The sequence below is a fragment of the Spirosoma luteum DSM 19990 genome, assembly GCF_000374065.1.
In the GTDB taxonomy this organism is placed as follows: Bacteria; Bacteroidota; Bacteroidia; order Cytophagales; family Spirosomataceae; genus Spirosoma; species Spirosoma luteum.
This window is the reverse complement of record NZ_KB893245.1, coordinates 570,872-591,475: the sequence shown is the minus strand read 5'-3', so window position 1 is coordinate 591,475 and position 20,604 is coordinate 570,872. Positions and strand designations below refer to the sequence as shown.

Sequence of the window (20,604 nt, the reverse complement as noted above, 5' to 3'; positions counted from 1 at the left end):
GATTGTAAAGGCTATTTATTTCCCTGTTGTCGATAATGTTCCCGGCGCTGGTCGGTTTTATCATCCATTTCAGGGCCCTGCTGAATTTTGCGCCAGTTGAACGAGTGACTTTTATAGGGCTTCATGGCTTGCTGCGGATTGAACACCCGCCCATCGGGCAGGACGGCATCGTAGGGCGTATAAACGGGTTTATCCGTGAAGAAATCCTGCAACAGGGAAGCCGTTGCGTCGTACTGGTTCACGTAGTTCACGCCGAGGATATTGTAAATCACTTTCAGAATCGAGCCGAAGTTAGCGTGGGTATGCGAAACATAGTTTCGTTTCACGTACGGTCCTGCCATCATCAGTACCGAGCGGTGAGCATCAACATGGTCGACGCCCCCCTGCGGGTCATCTTCGGTTACAATCACCAGCATATTTTTCCAGTAGGGTGTTCGCGACAGAAAATGCAGCATCCGGCCCAGGGCCAGGTCATTATCGGCCATGTACGAATGCAGGTACGGGTAACCTTCTGCCGGGCGCGGCCCTGCTCCGTGGTCGTTGGGCAGCATAGCCGTGATAAGCTGCGGCAGGGGCTGTTTGTTCTTCCCCAGCCACTTCGCCGTAAACTCCCGCTCGAACTGGTCCATCCGAAACTGATCGGGAATATTGGTGTTGTACCCGGCAAAATTGCGCGAGGTATGGCGGAAAGCCGCTGCGGGCATTGGAAAAACAACCGGCGTTGCCGTGCCAAAGGTGGTGTCGTACTGTTCTTCGTAGTTCCCCGCAAATTCGTTGACCTGCCCAAAATTGTAGAATGACACCTTGCTACGTTCCAAAGCCTCCCACAGTCCGCCAATTTCGTTGTAATCTTCGGGGTCGATGGCACCAGACGATTTCGGGAAACGACGACCGGGAGCTTTCGAAAAGGCATCGAATCGACCCGCCGAGGCCTCATTAGCCTCCACCCACTCGTTCGGGATGGTCCCCATCATCCAGTGATGGCCGTGAATGCTGGCATCCGAGTCGCAGTAGAAATTGTCGGAGAACGCCCATTCCCGGGCCAGTCTAGTGTGGTTGGGCATTACGTCGGCACCCACTACGCTGACGGAATCAGCGGGCAAATCGGTGGTGCGGCCGCTGTTACCCCGTGTGGTGTTGATGTTGGTTTTTATTGTCACGTTCGTGCCGAAGCGGGCCAGGGTAGCGTCGCCTTTGCCCGTTTCAAGCTGCCCCAGTACCTCATCATAGGTCCGGTTTTCTTTGGTGATGTATACGATGTGTTTGATGGGGGTCCGACGGTTCGATTTACGCGATGTCGGCAGGACTGGCAACGGGTTTTTACCATTGTCAGTTATCGAGACGGTCTGGTAGGTGTTGGCCAATACCTGTTTGGTGTAGGTAGCAAGTACCCCACCCCAACCCCTCCCCCGAAGGGAGGGGCTTTGGACTCGGCTATTAGCCCCTCCCTTCGGGGGAGGGGTTGGGGTGGGGTCTATGTTTACTGCCTGAAACGTCCCCAGTTGAATGTCACCGATATAGGTTCCGGCGGGTGGTTTCACGAATCCCGCTCCGCCGTTGGGCCCGGCTCCGTAACCGCGTGCGGAGGTGATATATAGGGCCTTCTCATCCGGTGAGAGCGCCACGCGGGTAGGGCCCCAGCCGGTGGGAATCAGGCCGCGTACGTTGCGGGTCGGCACGTCTACCACCGCTACCGCATTAAAGGCCAGCAGGGCTACGTAAATGGTTTTTTCATCCCTGGAAAGCGCCAGGCCAAACGGGGTCATACCCCGGTATTTGTCAATGCGGGGCGGCCCGGCGTTCCGGTCCGTTTTGAGCGGGATGATACCTACCAATTTCCTTGCTTTGTAGTCAATAATCGAGATGTTATCGTTGGTGGCGTTGGACACGTAAGCATAGCGGCTTCCTACCACCACCGAGTTTGGCGATGCCCCGCCCACAACTTCAGCGTCTTCAATCATTTCACCAATCTGTACCCCCGTTTTCAATTTCGCCGTGACCTTGTTCGTCGCTAAATTGATCAGCCAGACACTCATGGCTTCATCGGCCAGGGGGCTGCCCAGTCCCGGAATTTTGCGCCCCTCAATCTCTACTCCCTCCCGAGACTCTTTAGTATGCGCACCATAAGCCGGGAATTTGAGCATCATGGTGTCTTTATTCGTCCGGGTCACGCCCGGTACTAACGGGTACGAGTATAACCCAACGTTGGCCACGAACGCTGTTCGTTTGTCCGGGCTGATGGCCAGGCCGAAGGGTTGCCTCCCGGTGGGGATAGAGGCTGTAATCTGTTTGGTTTTCAGGTTAATGCGTACCAGTCGGAAATTAGCCCGGTCCAGCACCAGCAGTTCATTACCATTCAGGAGCAGATCTGAGGTAAAGCTATCGGCATAGCCATTGCCGTTAAGGTCGATACTGTCGGTTTTAAGGAGTGTTTCCGTATCGAAAACAATCACGCGACCCTTGTCGCCATTGCTCAGGTAAACGGTCCGATTATTAGCAGCGAAAGCGATACCCAGAAACGTAGCGCCATCGACCGGCGACGGAATTTTACCGGCGTAATCAGGAATCCGGGTGGCAACGGGGATTTTTCCAGTCAGATTCAGCACCGTTAAAACACCGTCGTGCAGCGTAACCACCCGTTTCCCGTCGGGCGACAGCGCCAGTCCGAAAGGGTCGTTGGTGATGCGGATTGTCTGCCCCGCCGGGGTTACATATCGCCCGCTCGGCAGCACCGATTTCCCACTGGTGTCGATTTCACAGAACTCGTTTCGTCCGGGAACCTGCAGCGTGGTGTAGGTTTTCTGTGCGAAAGCACTAATGGAGAAGAGGAGCAGGAAACAGAGAGGGCAGTGTTTCATAAAAAGCTACAACAAGCTTTCGCAGAGGGATAGGTAGTGGGCGGTGTCGGGCGTTGGCAGGCCCGGAATTTTGGCCTGTTCATCCCAGGCACGTAGCTGCAGAATTCCTTTAAAATACGGATTGGTTTCAAACGACAGTGCTTCGCCCGCTTTCATGGGGCCACCCTGAAACTCCAGTGTTCTCACACTCGCTTCCGATAGCCGGGCAAAGTAATCGGGGTGTTTGAATACCAGATACCGCTTGGCGTTAACGTGGTTTTCAATGAGTTGTGCTACTTTTTCCGGAAATCCCTGCTTCCGCAGGAAGTCGGCACCGAGTTTTTCGTGGTCTACTGTGCCGTATTCATCCATGTAGCCCAGCGTGGATTCGCCGTTGGCCAGCTCGGAGGGCAATAGATGACCAATGTCATGCAGAAAAGCAGCGGCAACCGTTTCGTGGTCGGCTCCGTGCTGCTCTGCTAAATGGGCGCACTGCAGGGCGTGTTCGAGCTGCGTAACGGGTTCGCCATAATAGGCATCCTGGCCACTTTGGGCAAAAAGCTGTGCAATCATTTTTGAGGGATTTACCCCGCCCCCGGCCCCTACCCGGCAGAGAGGAGTGCAAAATTACTTGGGCGAACAAGCAATGCGTCATCACTCCTCTCCCTAATGGGGAGGGGCTGGGGGTGGGGTGTTAGGAATACGGCAAATACGTTCGTTCAACGGTGCCGTCGTCGTACAGATCAAACAGCGCGTAGCCTGCGTGGGTTTGCTGGTAAGTATCCGCTTTCCACCAGTTGCCCGACACGGCTCCGTTGCAGAGGTAGGTGACGCCATTGTACACGGCCTGGTCGAGCAGGTGCATGTGGCCGCTCAGGCAGGCTTTCACGTTTGGGTGTTTGCTGAACAGCGTAATCAGCTGGGCGGCATCGGGGAGGGCAATGCCACCGGGAATCTGCCAGCTACCTTCCTTTACATTGGTTGGAAAGGCAAAGGCCGTTACGGATACAATCGGGATGTGCGACATGACCAGTATCGGGGTTTTAGCGTCAATTCTGGCCAGTTCCCCTTTCAGCCATTCCAATTGTTCGGGGTCGATACCACCGGTGTACCAATTCCCATCGGGTCGGGGCTGCACACTATCAAGAATGATGAAATGCCAGCCACTTTTAGCAAAGCTGCGGTACCGCCCACTAATCTGCATCTGGTCGACGGCCCATTTCTTGCCGTACAATGGGTCGTTTTTCGCGTTGTCAAATCCCCAGATATCGTGGTTGCCAATGCAGTATTCAACCGGCAGACTATTCTCTGCTTTCATGACCGAATGCCAGGCGTCCCACTGCTGCTGCACCTTCGCCCGATCCTCCTTCAGCGCATCCATAATTACGTCGCCCCCGTGCAGGATAAAAGCGGGCTTGTCGCGCTGTTGCTGCACCTGGTGCAGGCACTTTGCCACGCCGGTCATTGGTTTGGTTTCGGGCAGGATATGCGTATCACCGACGTAAGCAAAGCGCAGATTGCGTTTACGCGTACCGGCAGCGATTGTCAGGCCGGGCGCGGTTAACAGCGGCAGCAGCCCGGCAGATTTGAGAAGGGTTCGGCGATTCATCATTTTTTCGGGACAAGTTAAACGGAATAATGGATAAAGAATAGCCTGGCTGTCACGCTGCCCCTATTCTTTATCCATTGTCCATTGCCTACTTCAACAGCCACATGGTGGCATTGATATCATCATTACCACCATATTGGCTCATCAGGGTTGCATTGAGGTTGGTGCCATTGGTGGTTCGTTCGTTATTCGGATACTGCCACCGTTTTGGGATACGGCCGCTGTTTCCGGTACCAACCCCTGTCAGAAAGGTCGGCACACCCGTCCTACGCTGGTTATACCAGGCCTCCATCCCCGAGTTCTGGAAAAATGCCAGGTACTTCTGGGTCAGAATCTGTTTCAGGCCATCGGCTGTGTTGCCAGCATATTTTACAGTCGGCTGTGCCAGGTAATTGGCCATTGTAAATTTAACGGTATACGTATCGAAGTTGCTGATGCCGCCATCCCGCGAAAAAGTAACCGTATTATCGCCATCCTTCAGGCCGTAAAAACCCATCGACGCGCTGATGCCTTTCTGGTAATAATCGGCGGCATTGCCGGTAGACCAGCCCCGGTTGATGCCTTCGGCAATGTTGAACTGTAGTTCGGGATAACCGATGATAAAAACCGGTTCGCCCGCGTAGGTGGTGTAATAGCGTTTACGATTTTGAAACGAATATTCCCCCTGTAGTGCTTTGGTCGACATATCCTGCAAATCCTCCCCCGAACTAGCCCCCACAAAAGCGGCAAAATCGGTTGGCTTCAGGCCCGCTTTCAATTTGGCAGCGGCTGGTTCGGCCACGACAAACAGGCGTGGATCCTGTTGAACTACCAACAGGTCAATATACGTTTTGGCCATGTTCTCGCGGGTTGCGTTCTGACCAAAGTTATCCTGATTTCGGGGGTACTTCGTAACGCTGTTGTAGATAAACTGAAGGTTGTCGTCCATACTGGTCATCACCGGGTACTTTGCCGAATTGGTGATAACATCGGCAAACTTCTGTTTGATGTTCAGGTCGGTATCGCCTTCTTTTTTGCTCAGATTTATTAATACCCGCAGTTTATAGGTGTTCACCACTTTCTGCCATTTGCGCAAATCGTTGCCCAGCAGGTAGTCGCCAGCCAGGGTATTGTCGCCCTTGGTAATGACAGCAGTCAGGTCGGTGTTGGCTTCCTCCAGCCATTTCAGAATCTGTATGTACACCGTTTTCTGGTCGTCGTACTTCGGCTCCAGGGCAGTTTGGCCTTGCAGGGCTTCCGAAAGCGGCACATCGCCCACGCGCCGGGTCATGTTCTCATAAAAATACGCCCGGAAAAATTTACCGAGAGCCGAGTATGGATTTACGTCGGCGGCACCGGCTCGTTTGGCTTCCTGCTCCATCTTGATCACATCTTTCAGGGTGTAGAAGTTGAGCGGGGTAGTGGTCCAGGAATACTCGTTGGTCGCGTAGTAGTTGTAATTACTGTCGTAAAACTGGTTGTAGCGCTGCTCGCTCCCCCAGGGTTCGGCGGTTACATTGCTGTACATATCATTCAGAATACCCCGGAGCACCAGCGAGGCCGGGGCGTTGACCGGACGGTTGGGGTCTTTCTCGAGTTCGTCGAACGACTTTTCGCAGCTTGTCAGCAGTAGCGACAGCGCGGTTATCGACAGGCAGAATAAGATACGAATGCTCATGGTATATAATGGTTTACCCGGCTCTCTATCGGGTTAGACAGGGAGCCGGGCTGGTGTTCTTAAAAAGTTAGATTGAGGTTAATTCCGTACCGGCGCGTGGTAGGCGTTTGTAAATCGGAGCGGCCATTGCCCGTAAACTGGTCGATGTCGATGTCGCTGCGCTCAGCAAAGTACAGCAGGTTACGCCCTACGAGTGATACCGTCGCCTGCTTTACGCCAACACGGCTCAGCAGGCCGGACGGCAAACTATAGCCGATGACAACCTCCCGCAGTTTGGTAAACGTGCGGCTGATGATATTGCCCCCATCAAACCCATACCGGCGGGCGATGTAATCCTGCAAAAAGGCTTTCGTTGTGTTTGGCGCAAATTGAAGCTCTCCGTAGTTGGTCACGCGACCGTCGGCGTCGTAGTTGATTTGCCCCCCGTTGGAGACTACGACGCCTTCACCTACGTACGACTTCACACCCAGTACATCCTGTTTGCGGGCCTCGCCCATGATGCCCTGCACCGTATTGATAATCCGACCACCAGCGTAAGTCTTCTGCTGGACATAGTCGGAGATAACGCCACCTACGCGTCCATCGAACTGGAAGCTGAAGGAAAATGCTTTGTAATTAAACCGGTTGTTAACACCCCACACCCAGTCGGGGTTGATATTCCCAACATATTGGGATACCGGTCCGATAATTGGCCGACCACCGGCATCATTGATAATTTGTTCATCGGGCGAGTAGACGTACGTTCTGGTGTAGTAGCTATCGACGCGATCTCCCACTTTAAAGAACGTGTTTAGCGAATTTACACCGGGGTAAAACTCTTTGTACCGCTCGGTGTACGTCGACCAGTTGGCCAGCACATTCCAGTTCAGCCCGTTTGGCCGACGCAGTACCTGGCCCGTTAACGAGAGTTCAACCCCTTTTTTCTGGGTCTTGATGCCGTTCACCAGCAACGACGAGTAGCCCGTGGTTTCGGAGATGGGCAGGTTAAAAATCCGCGGGCCATCGTTGCTGATGTAGTAAGCGGCATCGAAGGTGAGCCGGTTGTTGAGGAAACGCACATCCAGCCCGGTCTCGAACTGGGAGGTCGAGTTGGGTTTAATATCCGGATTATTCAGCGTGTTGGTATAGTAGGCCGATGGTTGGTTGTTGTACGTAAGGGGTGTGCCATATACGGCCGAGTTCTGATACGTTGGGCCATCATAAGCCGACTGGTATTGCTGACCGTAGCCCAGAGGAAACTGCGGCACCCCAATGGTCGACTGGGTGAGGGCATCTTTCACGTTGGCAAAAGAGCCGCGTATCTTCAGAAACGAAATGGCCGCAGGCAGTTTCACGTAGTCGGATACCACCGTACTCAGGGCTACCGATGGATAGAAGAATGTGTTATTCCCTTGCGGCAGCGTCGAGAGTTTGTCGACCCGGCCCGTAGTGGAGAGAGTAACAAAATCGCGCAGGGTGAAATCGGCCGAATAATAGGCCGACAGTACCCGCATATCGGCCGAGTAGCTGGAGGCAATCAGCGGGTTGGCCGAGTTGGCAAACGTGTAAACACCCGGCACGTTCAGGTAGTTGGTGGAGGTAAAGTTCGAGTTGTAATTATACACCCGCATGTTACCCCCGGCAATAGCATTGATGCTCAGGGAGGGCATTACCTGCCGATTGAATTTAATGAGCAGGTCGGTGTTATTGTCGAGCAGATTCCGGCGGTCTTCGCGGTAGTCGCCCCGGGCTTCCTCGCGGCCATAAGCCGTAGCCGAGTAGGGCATTTTTTCCGTCCGCAGCAGGTTCCAGGTCGATACCTGCGTCCGTAAGGTGGCATCCAGCCCCGGTGCTATGGTATAATTCAGCGAAGTCTGACCAATAATGTCCGTTTTATAATGACTCCGCAGCCACTCCCTGGATACGAACCAGGGGTTGTTGTATCGCTGGTATTCGGCGTAAATCTGCTGGATACCTTCTTTACCGGGCTGCCAGTAGCTCTTCAACTGATCGACATCCCAGTCGGCACCACCCCAAATACCCACGTTGTAAATCAGCGAGTTGGGACCGTAATCCACATCCGGAATATTAGGCGTATACTGGCGGTTCACCTGAACATCGGCCATAAACCGGAGTCGGTCGGTAAAAGTATAGCCGGTCGATATTTTGAACGTAGTGCTGTTCAGCTTCGTATTGGGCACCAGACCACGCTGGTAACTGTGCGAGAGTGAGAAGCGGAGGTCATATTTCTCCCCCGATGATGAAACGGCAATATTGTTGGTTGATAGAATGCCGGTCTGCAAAAAGCGGGACAGGTTATCAGCACCCCGGGCCACATAAGGCGTCGGCTGGCGGTCGCTAACGAACGGCTGAACCGCCGGATTAGCATACGTAGTGGTGTAGCTCTGGCCAGGGGTAACCGGGCTGTCGTACTGTGGAATCAACTGCCCATTAAAAGCAGGCCCCCAGATGTCGTAATCGCCATCATTATAACCACCACCTCGGCCATCACGGAAGGCGTACACACCGTGGTCGCCGGGGCCATATTCGTTCTGTAGCCTGGGAATGGCCAGAAAGCCATTGTCGAACATCTGGCTCGTATTCACGTCGACCTGGAAACCACGTTTGTCTTTCGAGCCGCGTTTGGTCGTAATCATGATGGCTCCGTTTTTACCCCGGAATCCGTACAGGGCCGAAGCCGAAGCCCCTTTCAGAACCGAATAAGTCTCGATGTCGTCGGGGCTGATGTTCCAGGTATCCGAGTTGACAGGTACCCCATCAATAACGAACAGTACATCGGTATTACCCCGTAGCACGATGTTGGGTCGGCGCAGCAGCTCGGCACTGGCCCCAATGGTTAGTCCGGCCACCTTTCCCACTAGTGAGTTGATCGGGTTCGGTTCGCGGGCTTTGGTCACGCTGGCTCCATCGAGCGATTGAATAGCCACGCCAATAGTGCGACTATCTTTTTTGATGCCGAGGGCCGTAACGACTATCTCGCTCAGCGTCGATGTACCAACAGCCAGCGAAACATCAACCGTAGTGCGGTTACTGACGAGTACTTCCTTTGCTTCGTATCCGATAAAGGAGAACGTCAGCGTAGCATTTGCCGGTGTACTTATCGAGTACGTACCATTGGCCAGGGTAGTGGTTCCGGTGGTGCTCCCTTTCACCAGGATAGAGACCCCCGGAAGCGGCTGGTTGTCATCAGTAGAGGTAACCCGCCCTGAAATAGTTTGTGCCACGGCTGCGAAACCAGGCAGCAGACAAAACAAAAGGACCACCCATAATCGGCCTGGCGCACGATTGGCAGCTGACCCGGAGGATGATACCAGGATTGGTAAAGTAGACGTCATAACATATACAGGTTAGTAGTAAGTAGGTAACTACCTGCAAAAGTAGACGTATGAGATTACGCCATTATTAATTGTATATCAAGCGATTGTGACTAGTTATCCGCGTTGGTCACGGAAAAATAATACCGTAAATCTGGTACCAGATCGATTCCCCTCTTTTCTCATCCGCTTAGTATCTAAACATATTATTCGGTATTGTATACAACTAGCAAATTCACTTACTTGCCTCCCGTTCCCTACCCCTCCCTCCCATGCTAAACTTTCTATTTTTAATCCTGTGCTCTTTATCAGGCCTGTTGCTAACTGCCTCAGCGGTAAAGGCTCAAACAGCTCCCGTTCCTGTTCCCATCCCGTTTTGCGGCACCGTAGACCTTACGCCTGGGCAGGCCCGGGCGCTGGTAGCAGAAGGTGACAGAGCGTTACTCCAGAAGAAGACCACATCTACCACCACGCAGCCCATCACTTACGTCCCTATTCGTCCGCACATTATACGGCTAAGCAATGGTACCGGTGGCTACAATCTGGCCAGCATGAATCAAATAATGGCTTTGACCAACAGCTACTATCTGCTCAACGGGATGGGCATCCAGTTCTACTTTGCCGGGTCAACACCTGATTACATCGACAACGATGCTATGTACAATTCGTACGATGGCCAGTCAGTAGATGCCTATGATGCGTATAATGCCATGAATCAATATTATGTCAATCAGTTTTCAACTCAGGGGCTGGGTGGCTATGCTTCTTATCCGGATAATGCCATTTACTCTACCCGGTCATTTATACTTAACGAAAACAACATTGAGGATATGGGAAACCGCCTGGTACCCCATGAATTGGGGCACAACTTCAACCTGATTCACACGTTTGGTCAGAATTCCGGCAATGGTTCGCTGGGTACAGGTGTAACAACGGAGTTGGTTACCAGGGGCCCCGGTGCCAACTGTACGACCGATGGCGATCTGATTTGTGATACACCCGCCGACCCGTACAATATGGCCGGAGCAAACCTGATATACCCCAATGATTGTTTACACTATGACCCCAACAGTACGGCACGTGATGCGAATGGGGATGCTTACATGCCATCCACTACCAACATAATGTCCTATTACGGTTCGTGTACGCACGATTTTTCTCCCGGTCAATACGAACGAATGCAGGCTGCCCTGGCACTGCGGCAAACGCACACCGCTTACACCCTCGATGCACCGGCCACTAATGTAACGGCTCCCGGCAGCCTGACCGGGAGTGTGAGTGGTCAATCCATTATGCTGACATGGCAGGCCAATGCGGTCAATGCAATGGGGTATTTTATTGAACGCTCCAGTTTACCCAATGAGGGTTTTGTGCCCATTGCTGGTGTAGCGCCGAACGTTTCAACGTATACAGATGACAACGTGGTGTTGAATACGCAATACTATTATCGCGTTCGGCCATCCAACACGACAACGGGCAGCCTTAGCACAACCTTCGCCATCCGATTTGTGTCCTACCTGACCCCCACGACCACCAACATTACGGGGACCTCTGCCCGGTTGAACTGGAACAGTGCCGGGATGGGAGCCACCTACGATGTACAATGGCGTGCCGTGGGGTCTTCAAGCTGGATACTGTACACTAATCTGCCAGATTTCACGACAACGTTAACCGGATTATCCGCTAATACATCCTATGAATGGCAGGTCAGAACGACAGGGACAACTACCTACACCAACCCGGTTAATTTTACAACCATTTGTCCCATCCCCGTTCCGTATACTGCCTACCCATCCCGTACAACAGCCTCACTGAGTTGGGTATCTGGTTACCCCGAAGTTCACACGCTACAATGGCGTCCCCTGAGTTCAACGGACTGGACCACCATTGACGGCATTAGCAGTACTTATTATTCCCTATCGGGTCTGAACTCGGTCTCATCCTATGAGTGGCGGGTACAGGGTACCTGTCCTGGCTCAATGACTGTCACAACCGATTTTAGCCCAGTGCAATTGTTTACTACCCTGGCCTGCCCGATACCCACCTTGCAGGTAAGTTCGAATAATTCAACGGCTGTCTCACTGGTGTGGGGCGCTCCCTTCTACGAAACAGGGCGTACGTACGCCCTTCGGTACCGTCCTGTAGGTAGCTCTACCTGGACAACTATTGATCAGACAACTACTGGGGAATATACCCCCTATCTCCTTAGCGGGTTGACGTCCAACGTTATGTATGAGGCACAGGTCAAAAGCGTTTGTTCCATGACTGAGAGTTCTGACTATTCTACCACACTCACCTTTACTCCAACCTGCCAAACGCCCATAAACCTGTATGCATCTCCCAAAGCCTCCACAGCGAAACTGTCCTGGTACATTCCTTACGCCTATATTCCTGAAACCAATGCTACTTTTCAAGTGCAATACCGGCCATCAGGCACTACTGACTGGCTCACTATCAGCAACATTATGGCGGCTTCAGCCAGCTCCAGCCTAACATATTCCCTCACGGGGCTAACCAGTAATACAACCTATGAGTGGCGGGTTCGGAATAGTTGTTCGTCCAATACTCAGTCTGATTACGCAACAGGCGCTTCCTTTACCACGGTTTGTTTAGCTCCTTCCTACCCATATACGTATCTACCATCCGCTACGTCCATAAGCCTCCGATGGTCCACCTCCGTCGAAACGGGTACATTATTCGACGTTCGTTATCGGATAGCCGGAACTTCTGACTGGACGACCCTCAATCAGCTGGCGGTTACGGATAATGGCAGCACATTTGCTTACAGTTTAACAGGGCTGACGAATAACACAATCTACGATTGGGATGTTCGAACGGTTTGCTCTACCGTCGACAACTCAACGTACACGTCGGGACAGCAATTTACTACCCGTTGCCAGGTTCCTACGGGAATGTATACTACACCTAAAATCAGTTCTGCTTACCTAAGCTGGGGAATCATGGGTATAGGCGTTACCTACGATCTCCGTTACCGACGCAGTGGTACAACGGACTGGACAAACGTTAGTGGCCTGACAAGTTTCAGCACCACGATTACAGGATTACAGGCAAACACTGGTTACGAATGGCAGGTCCGATCGAACTGTGGCGACGGTGTCTTCTCTGAGTACTCAACCTCCAGTTCCTTTGGTACCTATTCCTGTTACCCACCCAATAGTCAACCGGTTAGTATCCTGGGGCCTACGTCAGCCAGGCTGAGCTGGTACTTTTACTACGGGGATAATACAACAATGTTTCAGATTCGTTACCGGGTGGTTGGGTCACCCGACTGGACAACGCTCAGCGATCTGGCCGGAACGGGAACTTCAGGCAGTGTTGTGATAACAAACCTGTCTACAGATTCCCACTACGAATGGCAGATCAAAGCAGTCTGCTCACCCACCGAAAGTTCGGACTTCTCGTCATCGTCCTTATTTCAGACGTGTGGTGCTTTTTACACCGTTCAGGCAGGATTTTGGTATGACACGGCCACCTGGTCGTGTCACCGAGTACCAACTTGTTATGATGTGGTACAGATTAAACATACCGTAACGCTACCGACTGGTTATACGGCCACGGCCCTTCGGGTAGTACTTGAGCCCGGGGCACAAATCAATTACGGAACCAATGCCAGACTGAAACTGGGTCAGTGAGTAAATCAGGGTGTCGTCGCTAATAGATTTAATCCAACCCTACCAGTTTTTCATAGTCGCTTCAGCATACCCGGCACTTGAACTCATCCCCTTTCCGCCAATACCGGTTATGATGCGAATGGATTTGTCAATACGATGCTCAAAAATTTCGGCCGGGGTCTGGCTGTAAAAACCCGCCCACGTTTTTTGGATGGTTAAGGGGAAGGTGACAATGCGCCGGGCTTCGGCCAGCATCAGGTCGTTGATAAAATCCTGCGTGTGGTAGCCCAGGTCTTCGGCTTCGGTAGCAGGGGCATACTCGTGTGAATCTCCCACTATAATGCTTCCGTCCGTCGCCTGTTTGAACAGGATGTGAATCCCCCATTTTTTGGGTTCGGCCAAATGATCGGGGGTATGGGCGGCAATTCGTTTGTAGGACGGACATTCCTGAAAAGCTTCGTACCGCCGGATACTCAGGCCCGTCAGGATATTCCCCGGCAGGTTCAGTCCTGCCACCGGTGCCGCCAGCAACATCTGTAACTTACTCACCACCAATCCCGCATCAGCCAGTACGTCCGGGAACAACAGCCGAACCTCATGGCCCGAGCAGATGAGCACCTGCCCGGCTTCAAATCGCTGCCGGTTACTGAGCGTCACAACCGCACCAAACGCCCGCGGCTCCACATCGACAACCGCGGAACCAGGCCGGTAATCGACCCCGTATTTCTGTTGCGTGTGGGCAATCAGCCGATGAATCATCTGCTCCGGCTCCACACTCATTTCCTGCGGAAAGTAGATGCCCCCCAGCGCGTAATCCGGCCGTAAAGACGGGTATCTGGCCAGACACTGCGCTTTGGTCAATAGCTCACTGGCATAGCCGATGCGCTCATAACGGTCGTGGAGTTCAGTAGCCAGTGTCCATTCATCCTCATCCGACGCGATATAAACGGTACCGTTTTCCCGAATCGTGATATCAGTTTCCTGCTGAATATCCCGGTAGATTTCCAAGCTTCTTCGCCCGTAGCCGAACCATCGCCCGGCCAGTCCGGATGGCACTACCTGCCCAAAATTACGCACCGTTGCACCAACCGGGTATCGGTCTTTTTCGAGCAGCAGTACCCGTTTGCCCGCTTTAGCGGCATGATAGGCGTGAAACGTACCGAGTACCCCGGCACCAATAATAATGAGGTCGTACATGATTGGGTATTGGTCATTGGCAGTCATTAATCACGATACAACCGCATGGCGATTGACTGACAAGTAATGACGACATAACAACTACAAACTAACAGGCCAGGATGCCAGCAGAGCGGGTAATTCAGCCAACGACCCCAGCAATTTATCGTGCGGGTACTCCGCTAGTTGTTCCTGGGTATGCGTGCCGTTACTAACGCCCAGGTTGAGGGCTACGCCAGCCGCCCGGCCCGACAATAAATCGGATGGCGTATCGCCAATGTTCACAACGGCTTTCGGGTTACTTATACCCGTCAGTTGCATAGCCCGCTCAATCATATTGGGGTACGGGCGGCCCCGTTCTACTTCATCACTGGCAATGGATACCTGAATCAGACTATCAGCCGTACCCACCCGCTGTTCATTAAGCCCGGTTAACCAGCCAAGTTTTTCGAGGATAATGTCGGTCACAACCCGGTAGAAACCCGTAGTGAGGGCAATAGCAATACCCCGCTTGTGCAGCCAGGCAAACGATTCCAGACACCCTTCGGTAGGTGTTGCTCCCTGGGTTTTGTAATGCTGCTCCAGTACGTGCCGGAATGCTGCGTATGACTCATCTACCCGCGTCTGAATAGCGGGATGCTCGTTGCCCAGTTGTTCTTTCCAGAGCGTTTCAAATACGTAGCGTTTAGCAAAACCCTGCATGGCCAGAATGCGTCCGGCCGAAACGGAGAGTCCCGTTTGAGCGGCTGCCTCAGCAAAACAGCGCTCTACCTCGTGATGATCCGTAACGGTGGTACCAGCCATGTCGAACACCACTAACGACAGGGGGGGCTGCTCAATTGATTGCATAGTAGAGTAGGTAAAAAGGGCTGGTCACAAAGTGCAACGGCAAAGCAACACAAAAATTTACGAAGGCTGGCTTAAGCAATGTTAAGAAAACAAGAAAATCAGGCGGTTGCCAGCTCAGTCAGAATATGCCGGTCAGATTGCAATGAACCGATACGGAGGACTTTATTTATAGCCTAAACCGGGTATATTCAGCGTCAGTTAGCTCGTTTCACTCTCCTTCATCTGTTTATGCCCCGCCGTTTTCTGTTACTGCTTCTTTATTTACCCGCTATCAGTCTCACGTATGCTCAGTCCTATGACCTGCTTATAAAAAATGGACGGGTCATCGATGGAACAGGTAACCCCTGGATGTATGCCGATGTAGCGATCCAAAACGGGCGCATCGTTCAGATAGGAACCCTGTCGTCCACTGATGCCAAACGGACCATCGACGCCACTGGTCTGGTTGTTGCTCCAGGTTTTATTGACGTCCACGCCCACGTGGAGGGTAGTCTGGAAGCACAGCCCGGCGCGCCCAATTTTATTTATGATGGTGTTACAACCGTTATAACCGGCAACTGCGGGGGTTCGAGTGCCAACCTGCGCAGCTATTTCGATACCCTCCGGCTAATGGGAACGTCGGTTAATGTAGCCTCGCTGATTGGCCATAACTCGGTCCGTCTGCAGGTCATGAAGCTGGCCTTCCGCGACCCGACCACCCGCGAACAGGCCGCTATGGATAGCCTGGTGGCGCAGGCAATGCAGGACGGAGCCGTTGGCCTGTCGACCGGGCTCATTTACACCCCCGGCACCTATGCCCGTACTCCCGAAGTAGTGAATCTGGCCAAAGTAGTGGCCCGCTACGGTGGCGTGTATGCCTCCCACATACGTAACGAGGGAGAGCAAGTAAAACAAGCCATTGAAGAAGCGATTCAAATTGGTCGGGAAGCCCGGCTACCGGTAGAGATTTCGCACTTTAAAGTAGCCAGTAAGCCCCTGTGGGGAAAAAGCACCGAAACCGTTGACCTGGTGGAGTCGGCCCGGCGCGAGGGGCTGGACGTGACTGTAGACCAATACCCCTACACGGCTTCCAGTACTTCTTTGGAAAGTATTTTACCCTCCTGGGTATTGGCCGATGGCGATTCGGCCGTATTGTTACGTTTCCACAACCCGGTTACCAGAGCCAAAATCAGAACGGAAATGCTGGCAAGCCTGAAGAGAAATCTGCGGAAAGATTATGCGTATGCCGTTGTTGCCAGTTACAAACCCGACACCACGTTCAACGGCCTGGCGATTAGCCAGATCAATCAAAAACTGGGTCGCCCCAACACGCCGGATACGGAGGCCGATCTGATCATGGACCTAATGGAACGGGCCAGTCTAAAACGCGTTCAGATGGTGTACCATACCATGTCGGAAACGGATGTCGAAACCATTTTACGCTACCCAAATACCCTGATTGCCTCAGATGCCGGGGTGGCCGCGTTTGGCTCGGGTATGCCGCACCCCCGCGCTTACGGTACTAACGCCCGCGTACTGGGGCGATACGTACGGGAACGGCATATTATCCCGCTCGAAGAAGCCATCCGTCGGATGACTTCCCTACCCGCCCAGCGTTTCCGACTGACCGACCGGGGATTGCTTCGTTCTGGCTATGCGGCTGACATTGTAGTGTTTGACGAGAAGACAATTGCCGACCGGGCTACCTACGAGCAACCCCACGCCTATACGACGGGCATCGTCTGGGTACTTGTCAATGGGACACCCGTTATTGACAATAGTACCCATACGGGGCAACGACCGGGGCAGTTACTCATGGGTCCCGGTTATGTTACTAAAAACAGATAGAAACTACCATTATCTTAACTGTTTGGCAAAAGTGGCATTGAATTTGTAAGGCTAGGTATACACTTACATAGCAACGAATTACGCCATGAAAAAGCTCTTCTACACTATACTGGCAGTTGGTCTAACCACGACTGCTTTCTGCCAGAAGACGTTTATTTTATCGCATCAGGATAAAAAAGGATTTATTTCTGCCTCAGCCGGTGTTAGTCTGCCCGTGGGCAGTTTTGCCAATTGCAACTCGTCAGCCCCTCAGGCCTGCATGGCTGGTCAGGGAGTAGCTTTTAATGCAGCGCTCGGTTACCGGCTGGCAGGACCAGTGGGCCTGATGGTTCGTGGTGAGCAACACCGGAATACGGTCGATACGGGCGCTATGCTCGACGCCCTGTATCGCAACGACTCCGACATCTGGACGGCTAAAGCCGATAACTGGTCGGTCATGACGGTTATGGCAGGGCCGTATGTTACCTTTCCTATGGGTCGCTTTTCGGCCGATGCCCGGCTGCTGGCGGGGCGTGCGCTGGCGGTATTACCAAACACGTCAATGTCCGGCAACTTTGGGCGAACAGAAATGTCGGTCACCACAACGGGTTCCCAAAGTATGGCACTGGCACTGGGCGGGGGGGTATCTCTCCGGTACCGGCTCGGTCGGCTCATATCCGTGCACCTCGATGCTGATTATAGCCGGTCTGACTTCACGTTCAAAAACCTGACGTCAACGGCTATCAGCACCGATAAGCGCTCTGAAAGTTTGTCGTACAGCAGCGACCGTACCGTTAGTGTAGTGGGTGTATCGGCCGGTCTGTCTATATTATTCAGTACAAAATATCATCCCTTCTGACAACCGTTAATCTATCCCGGTACGTAGTTTATCCGTATTGAGTTGTCTTCTTCCCGGCAGTATGGTAGTTTAGTAGTCAATTCTTACTAATACAGGCCATGACACTCATTCGCCGACACGCCGTTCTTCGGCGCGTAAAAGATATTACCCTTAGCACCACGCTTACAGTAGCCCTGCTCAGCGGTTCGGCTGTGCTGCAAAGTTGCGGCAACAATAACAACACGGACGATGAGCAGCGAACCGAAACCAGCTTTAAGCGGGGTGTTCGCACGTACATTACGGAAACGGCTCCCGGCAACTTCAAAATTACGGACGAAGAGGAAACAGACCCTACCAGAGCGGGTGCCATTGTCAGTTATCACGATGGTCACCGGGACACGCTGAGTGTAGAAGCCGCCAAACGCTTGGTAGAAACCGACCAGTCGACAAGTACTTACCTGAATAATCCGCAGGGTTACCACCATAGCAGCGGTTTAGCCAACGTCCTGCTTTGGGGCAGTATGGGTTACATGCTGGGCCGCTCTTCGGGTCCGCAGTATCGTGCCGATGCCCAGCGGTATGGTGCGGGGGTTTATGCCAATTCTTCGCTGTACCAGCGCTCTGCGCGGGTTGGCGAAAACATTCGGACGTCCCGCGTAACACGTACCGTCCGGCCATCACGTGGCCGGAGTGGCTTCTTTGGCGGACGCAGTCGCGGTTTTTCTGCCTGATAGGGTGATTCGTGGGTGCTGGGTAGAACTATCCGTCGGTCAGATACTCACTTTGTTAACAGTACCCCACCACAATTTTGCCTTATATTTACCGTATGAATCGGGACAGGAACCGGGAGCGGCTGCAACAGGAATCATTTGATATTTGCATCATTGGTGCCGGGGCCAGTGGGGCGGGTGCGGCCCTGGACGCGGCCCTTCGTGGGTACAGAGTTGCGCTGGTAGACCGGGGTGATTTCGCCGGAGAAACCTCGTCCCGGTCAACTAAATTGATTCATGGCGGGGTCCGGTATCTGGAGCAGGCAATTAAAAAACTGGACCTGGCCCAGCTTAAACAGGTCCGTCATGGACTAGCCGAACGCCGGACGGTTATCCGGAATGCCCCCCACCTGGCGCATCCACTGGCTATCCTTACCCCCGTGTTCAGCTGGTTTGAGGGTATGTACATGACCATTGGGTTAACGCTCTACGGCTTCATTTCGGGTAAGGATAATTTTCCGAAGAGCCGCTGGCTTACCAAAGCAAAGGCCCTGGACAGAAGTCCGATGCTAACCCGGAAGATGCACAGTGCCGTTTTGTATTATGACGGACAGCTCAACGACGCCCGCTACGCCCTGGCCCTAACTCATTCCGCCGATGAAGCAGGTGCGGCCGTAGTCAATCACGCGGCTGTAACTGGTTTTGATAAGGTAGAGGGGCGCATAAAATCAGCCCTGGTACAAGACCAGCTTACCGGCGAGACAATCACCGTACGGGCTACCGTCTTTCTTAACTGCACCGGCCCGTATGCCGATGGTATTCGGCTACTGGCCAACCCCCGGCTCGACCAGCGAATCCGGCCCAGTAAAGGCGTTCATATTGTACTCCCCCGCGAAACCCTGCAAAGTGACCATGCCATCCTGATTCCAAAAACGAGTGACGGGCGGGTTGTTTTCGCTATCCCGTTCGACAACAATGTATTTGTTGGTACAACGGATAATGATTATCAGGACCTGACTCACGAACCCGTACTGGAATCCAGCGAGGTCGATTACCTTCTTGAAACGGTACGTCCTTATCTGGACAAAGCGCCGGGCCGATCAGACGTTCAGGCTGGCTTTGGCGGCATTCGCCCGTTGATAGTCAGCAGTCGGGCCGATACAAAAACGTTGCTCCGCGACCATGAAGTTGAACACGATACGGAGTCAGGGTTGCTTAGTTTGCTCGGTGGTAAGTGGACAACGTATCGGTTGATGGCGCAGGATGCTATTGACCGCATCGGTGAAGTACTGGGAAAATCGGTTCCTGGCACTACGGAGACCCATTACCTGGTTGGGGGCGAAAATTACCGTTTCGACGCTTGGCAGACATTACAAACGCAATACGGCTTTTCGGACGATGTGTGTAAACACCTGGTTCAGACCTACGGCGTTCGGGCGGGGCAGGTAGCACAAATCACACAGGAGCAGCCCGCACTGGCCGAAAAACTTATCGACCAGCTACCTTTTTTGAAAGCGGAGGTAGTATATCAGGTACGGGAAGAAATGGCCGTTACCCTCCGGGACGTACTGGCGCGCCGGTGGCGGCTGGAACTTGCCGATTGGCAATTAACCGCTCAGGTTACTCCACAGGTTGCCGGGTTGATGGCATTGGAATTAGGTTGGAGTGACGACTATAGCCAGCAACAGGTACAGGATTACCGGCAGAAACTGATGGCTTTTACGCAGGAAGCCGGACTGCTTTTTGAACAGTCGGTCACCGCTCCCCTCTAACTGTACAAGACTATTATGGGCCGGAATGAGATCCGAAAGAAAATGCGTAAGCTTATCTTTTGTTGGCCTGGGCATGCCTGATTTCCCGGACGGTGTTCATTAATCTTTTCCAGCATCGGCCAATGGCCTTTTTGTCCTGTACCTTCTCTTTTGCTGGTGATTCGGTGACTGGAGATTCCGTTTTTTTTGCTGTGTTACGCGCCATAGCGGGATTCTCGTTCTGCTTGATCGGTCCAGCCGGTTGTGTTGTTTTAACAACTGACTGAGTTGGCATTTTAAGTGCTACTGATGACAGGATGGGGTAAAAAACCAGCGAAGCAGTCACTACAAGACATGCTGCTTTTTTTGTCAAAAGAGTTCTCATAAAGGCAATAGGTTAGGGTTACCGTATAAGTTACATCAGT

General features: G+C 52.9%; 13 protein-coding genes. 5 read left to right on the top strand and 8 right to left on the bottom strand.

The genetic code is table 11. From position 1 onward, the window contains the following. Positions 1-11 precede the first annotated feature (11 nt). The 5 genes from B156_RS0102530 to B156_RS0102510 form a co-directional block, all read right to left on the bottom strand. Positions 12-2,858, bottom strand: coding sequence for a phosphoesterase (locus B156_RS0102530; protein WP_018618046.1), 2,847 nt, complete (start codon positions 2,856-2,858; stop codon positions 12-14). Positions 2,859-2,864: 6 nt separating this feature from the next. Next, a complete protein-coding gene (locus B156_RS0102525; RefSeq protein WP_018618045.1) occupies positions 2,865-3,410 on the bottom strand; it encodes an HD domain-containing protein in 546 nt (181 codons plus the stop codon). Between the two features lie 121 nt (positions 3,411-3,531). Beyond that, positions 3,532-4,449, bottom strand: a complete 918-nt coding sequence (locus B156_RS0102520) for a metallophosphoesterase family protein (protein ID WP_018618044.1) — start codon at positions 4,447-4,449, stop codon at positions 3,532-3,534. An 85-nt stretch (positions 4,450-4,534) separates the two neighbouring features. Next, positions 4,535-6,103 carry a SusD/RagB family nutrient-binding outer membrane lipoprotein gene (locus B156_RS0102515; protein WP_018618043.1) on the bottom strand — a complete coding sequence of 523 codons (1,569 nt, stop codon included), beginning with the start codon at positions 6,101-6,103 and terminating at the stop codon, positions 4,535-4,537. 59 nt (positions 6,104-6,162) lie between these two features. Beyond that, positions 6,163-9,366, bottom strand: coding sequence for a SusC/RagA family TonB-linked outer membrane protein (locus tag B156_RS0102510; RefSeq protein WP_026260545.1), 3,204 nt, complete (start codon positions 9,364-9,366; stop codon positions 6,163-6,165). Between the two features lie 323 nt (positions 9,367-9,689). Here B156_RS0102510 and B156_RS0102505 point away from each other — a divergent pair, with 323 nt between their 5' ends. Continuing rightward, on the top strand, positions 9,690-13,070 hold the full coding sequence (locus B156_RS0102505) for a fibronectin type III domain-containing protein (protein WP_018618041.1): 3,381 nt from the start codon (positions 9,690-9,692) through the stop codon (positions 13,068-13,070). Between the two features lie 39 nt (positions 13,071-13,109). Here B156_RS0102505 and B156_RS0102500 read toward each other — a convergent pair whose 3' ends face one another. Next, entirely contained in the window at positions 13,110-14,246 is a 1,137-nt protein-coding gene (locus B156_RS0102500; RefSeq protein WP_040585012.1) for a TIGR03364 family FAD-dependent oxidoreductase, read from the bottom strand. Between the two features lie 81 nt (positions 14,247-14,327). Beyond that, positions 14,328-15,074 carry an HAD family hydrolase gene (locus tag B156_RS0102495; protein WP_018618039.1) on the bottom strand — a complete coding sequence of 249 codons (747 nt, stop codon included), beginning with the start codon at positions 15,072-15,074 and terminating at the stop codon, positions 14,328-14,330. A 228-nt stretch (positions 15,075-15,302) separates the two neighbouring features. On the opposite strand from B156_RS0102495, the gene B156_RS0102490 reads away from it, so the two are divergent. The 4 genes from B156_RS0102490 (at position 15,303) to B156_RS0102475 (ending at position 20,200) form a co-directional block, all read left to right on the top strand. Further along, positions 15,303-16,901: an N-acyl-D-amino-acid deacylase family protein gene (locus B156_RS0102490; protein ID WP_018618038.1), complete on the top strand. Its 1,599-nt coding sequence runs from the start codon at positions 15,303-15,305 to the stop codon at positions 16,899-16,901. 85 nt (positions 16,902-16,986) lie between these two features. Further along, positions 16,987-17,739 carry a hypothetical protein gene (locus tag B156_RS0102485; RefSeq protein WP_018618037.1) on the top strand — a complete coding sequence of 251 codons (753 nt, stop codon included), beginning with the start codon at positions 16,987-16,989 and terminating at the stop codon, positions 17,737-17,739. A gap of 98 nt (positions 17,740-17,837) precedes the next feature. Beyond that, a complete protein-coding gene (locus B156_RS0102480; protein ID WP_018618036.1) occupies positions 17,838-18,449 on the top strand; it encodes a Cj0371 family chemotaxis-regulating polar lipoprotein in 612 nt (203 codons plus the stop codon). Positions 18,450-18,544: 95 nt separating this feature from the next. Further along, positions 18,545-20,200 carry a glycerol-3-phosphate dehydrogenase/oxidase gene (locus B156_RS0102475; protein WP_018618035.1) on the top strand — a complete coding sequence of 552 codons (1,656 nt, stop codon included), beginning with the start codon at positions 18,545-18,547 and terminating at the stop codon, positions 20,198-20,200. Between the two features lie 52 nt (positions 20,201-20,252). Here the strand turns inward: B156_RS0102475 and B156_RS0102470 are convergent, their stop codons facing one another. Next, the gene (locus B156_RS0102470; protein ID WP_018618034.1) at positions 20,253-20,564 is read right to left on the bottom strand and encodes a hypothetical protein; all 312 of its coding nucleotides are present in this window, start codon (positions 20,562-20,564) and stop codon (positions 20,253-20,255) included. Between the last annotated feature and the right edge of the window lie 40 nt (positions 20,565-20,604).

What these genes read in the sequence shown, in the direction of transcription:
- B156_RS0102505 (WP_018618041.1), top strand. Translation starts at nt 9,690, where the DNA reads ATGCTAAACTTTCTATTTTTAATCCTGTGCTCTTTATCAGGCCTGTTG.
- B156_RS0102495 (WP_018618039.1), bottom strand. Translation starts at nt 15,074, where the DNA reads ATGCAATCAATTGAGCAGCCCCCCCTGTCGTTAGTGGTGTTCGACATG.
- B156_RS0102480 (WP_018618036.1), top strand. Translation starts at nt 17,838, where the DNA reads ATGACACTCATTCGCCGACACGCCGTTCTTCGGCGCGTAAAAGATATT.
- B156_RS0102530 (WP_018618046.1), bottom strand. Translation starts at nt 2,858, where the DNA reads ATGAAACACTGCCCTCTCTGTTTCCTGCTCCTCTTCTCCATTAGTGCT.
- B156_RS0102520 (WP_018618044.1), bottom strand. Translation starts at nt 4,449, where the DNA reads ATGATGAATCGCCGAACCCTTCTCAAATCTGCCGGGCTGCTGCCGCTG.
- B156_RS0102470 (WP_018618034.1), bottom strand. Translation starts at nt 20,564, where the DNA reads ATGAGAACTCTTTTGACAAAAAAAGCAGCATGTCTTGTAGTGACTGCT.
- B156_RS0102485 (WP_018618037.1), top strand. Translation starts at nt 16,987, where the DNA reads ATGAAAAAGCTCTTCTACACTATACTGGCAGTTGGTCTAACCACGACT.
- B156_RS0102490 (WP_018618038.1), top strand. Translation starts at nt 15,303, where the DNA reads ATGCCCCGCCGTTTTCTGTTACTGCTTCTTTATTTACCCGCTATCAGT.
- B156_RS0102515 (WP_018618043.1), bottom strand. Translation starts at nt 6,103, where the DNA reads ATGAGCATTCGTATCTTATTCTGCCTGTCGATAACCGCGCTGTCGCTA.
- B156_RS0102500 (WP_040585012.1), bottom strand. Translation starts at nt 14,246, where the DNA reads ATGTACGACCTCATTATTATTGGTGCCGGGGTACTCGGTACGTTTCAC.
- B156_RS0102525 (WP_018618045.1), bottom strand. Translation starts at nt 3,410, where the DNA reads ATGATTGCACAGCTTTTTGCCCAAAGTGGCCAGGATGCCTATTATGGC.
- B156_RS0102475 (WP_018618035.1), top strand. Translation starts at nt 18,545, where the DNA reads ATGAATCGGGACAGGAACCGGGAGCGGCTGCAACAGGAATCATTTGAT.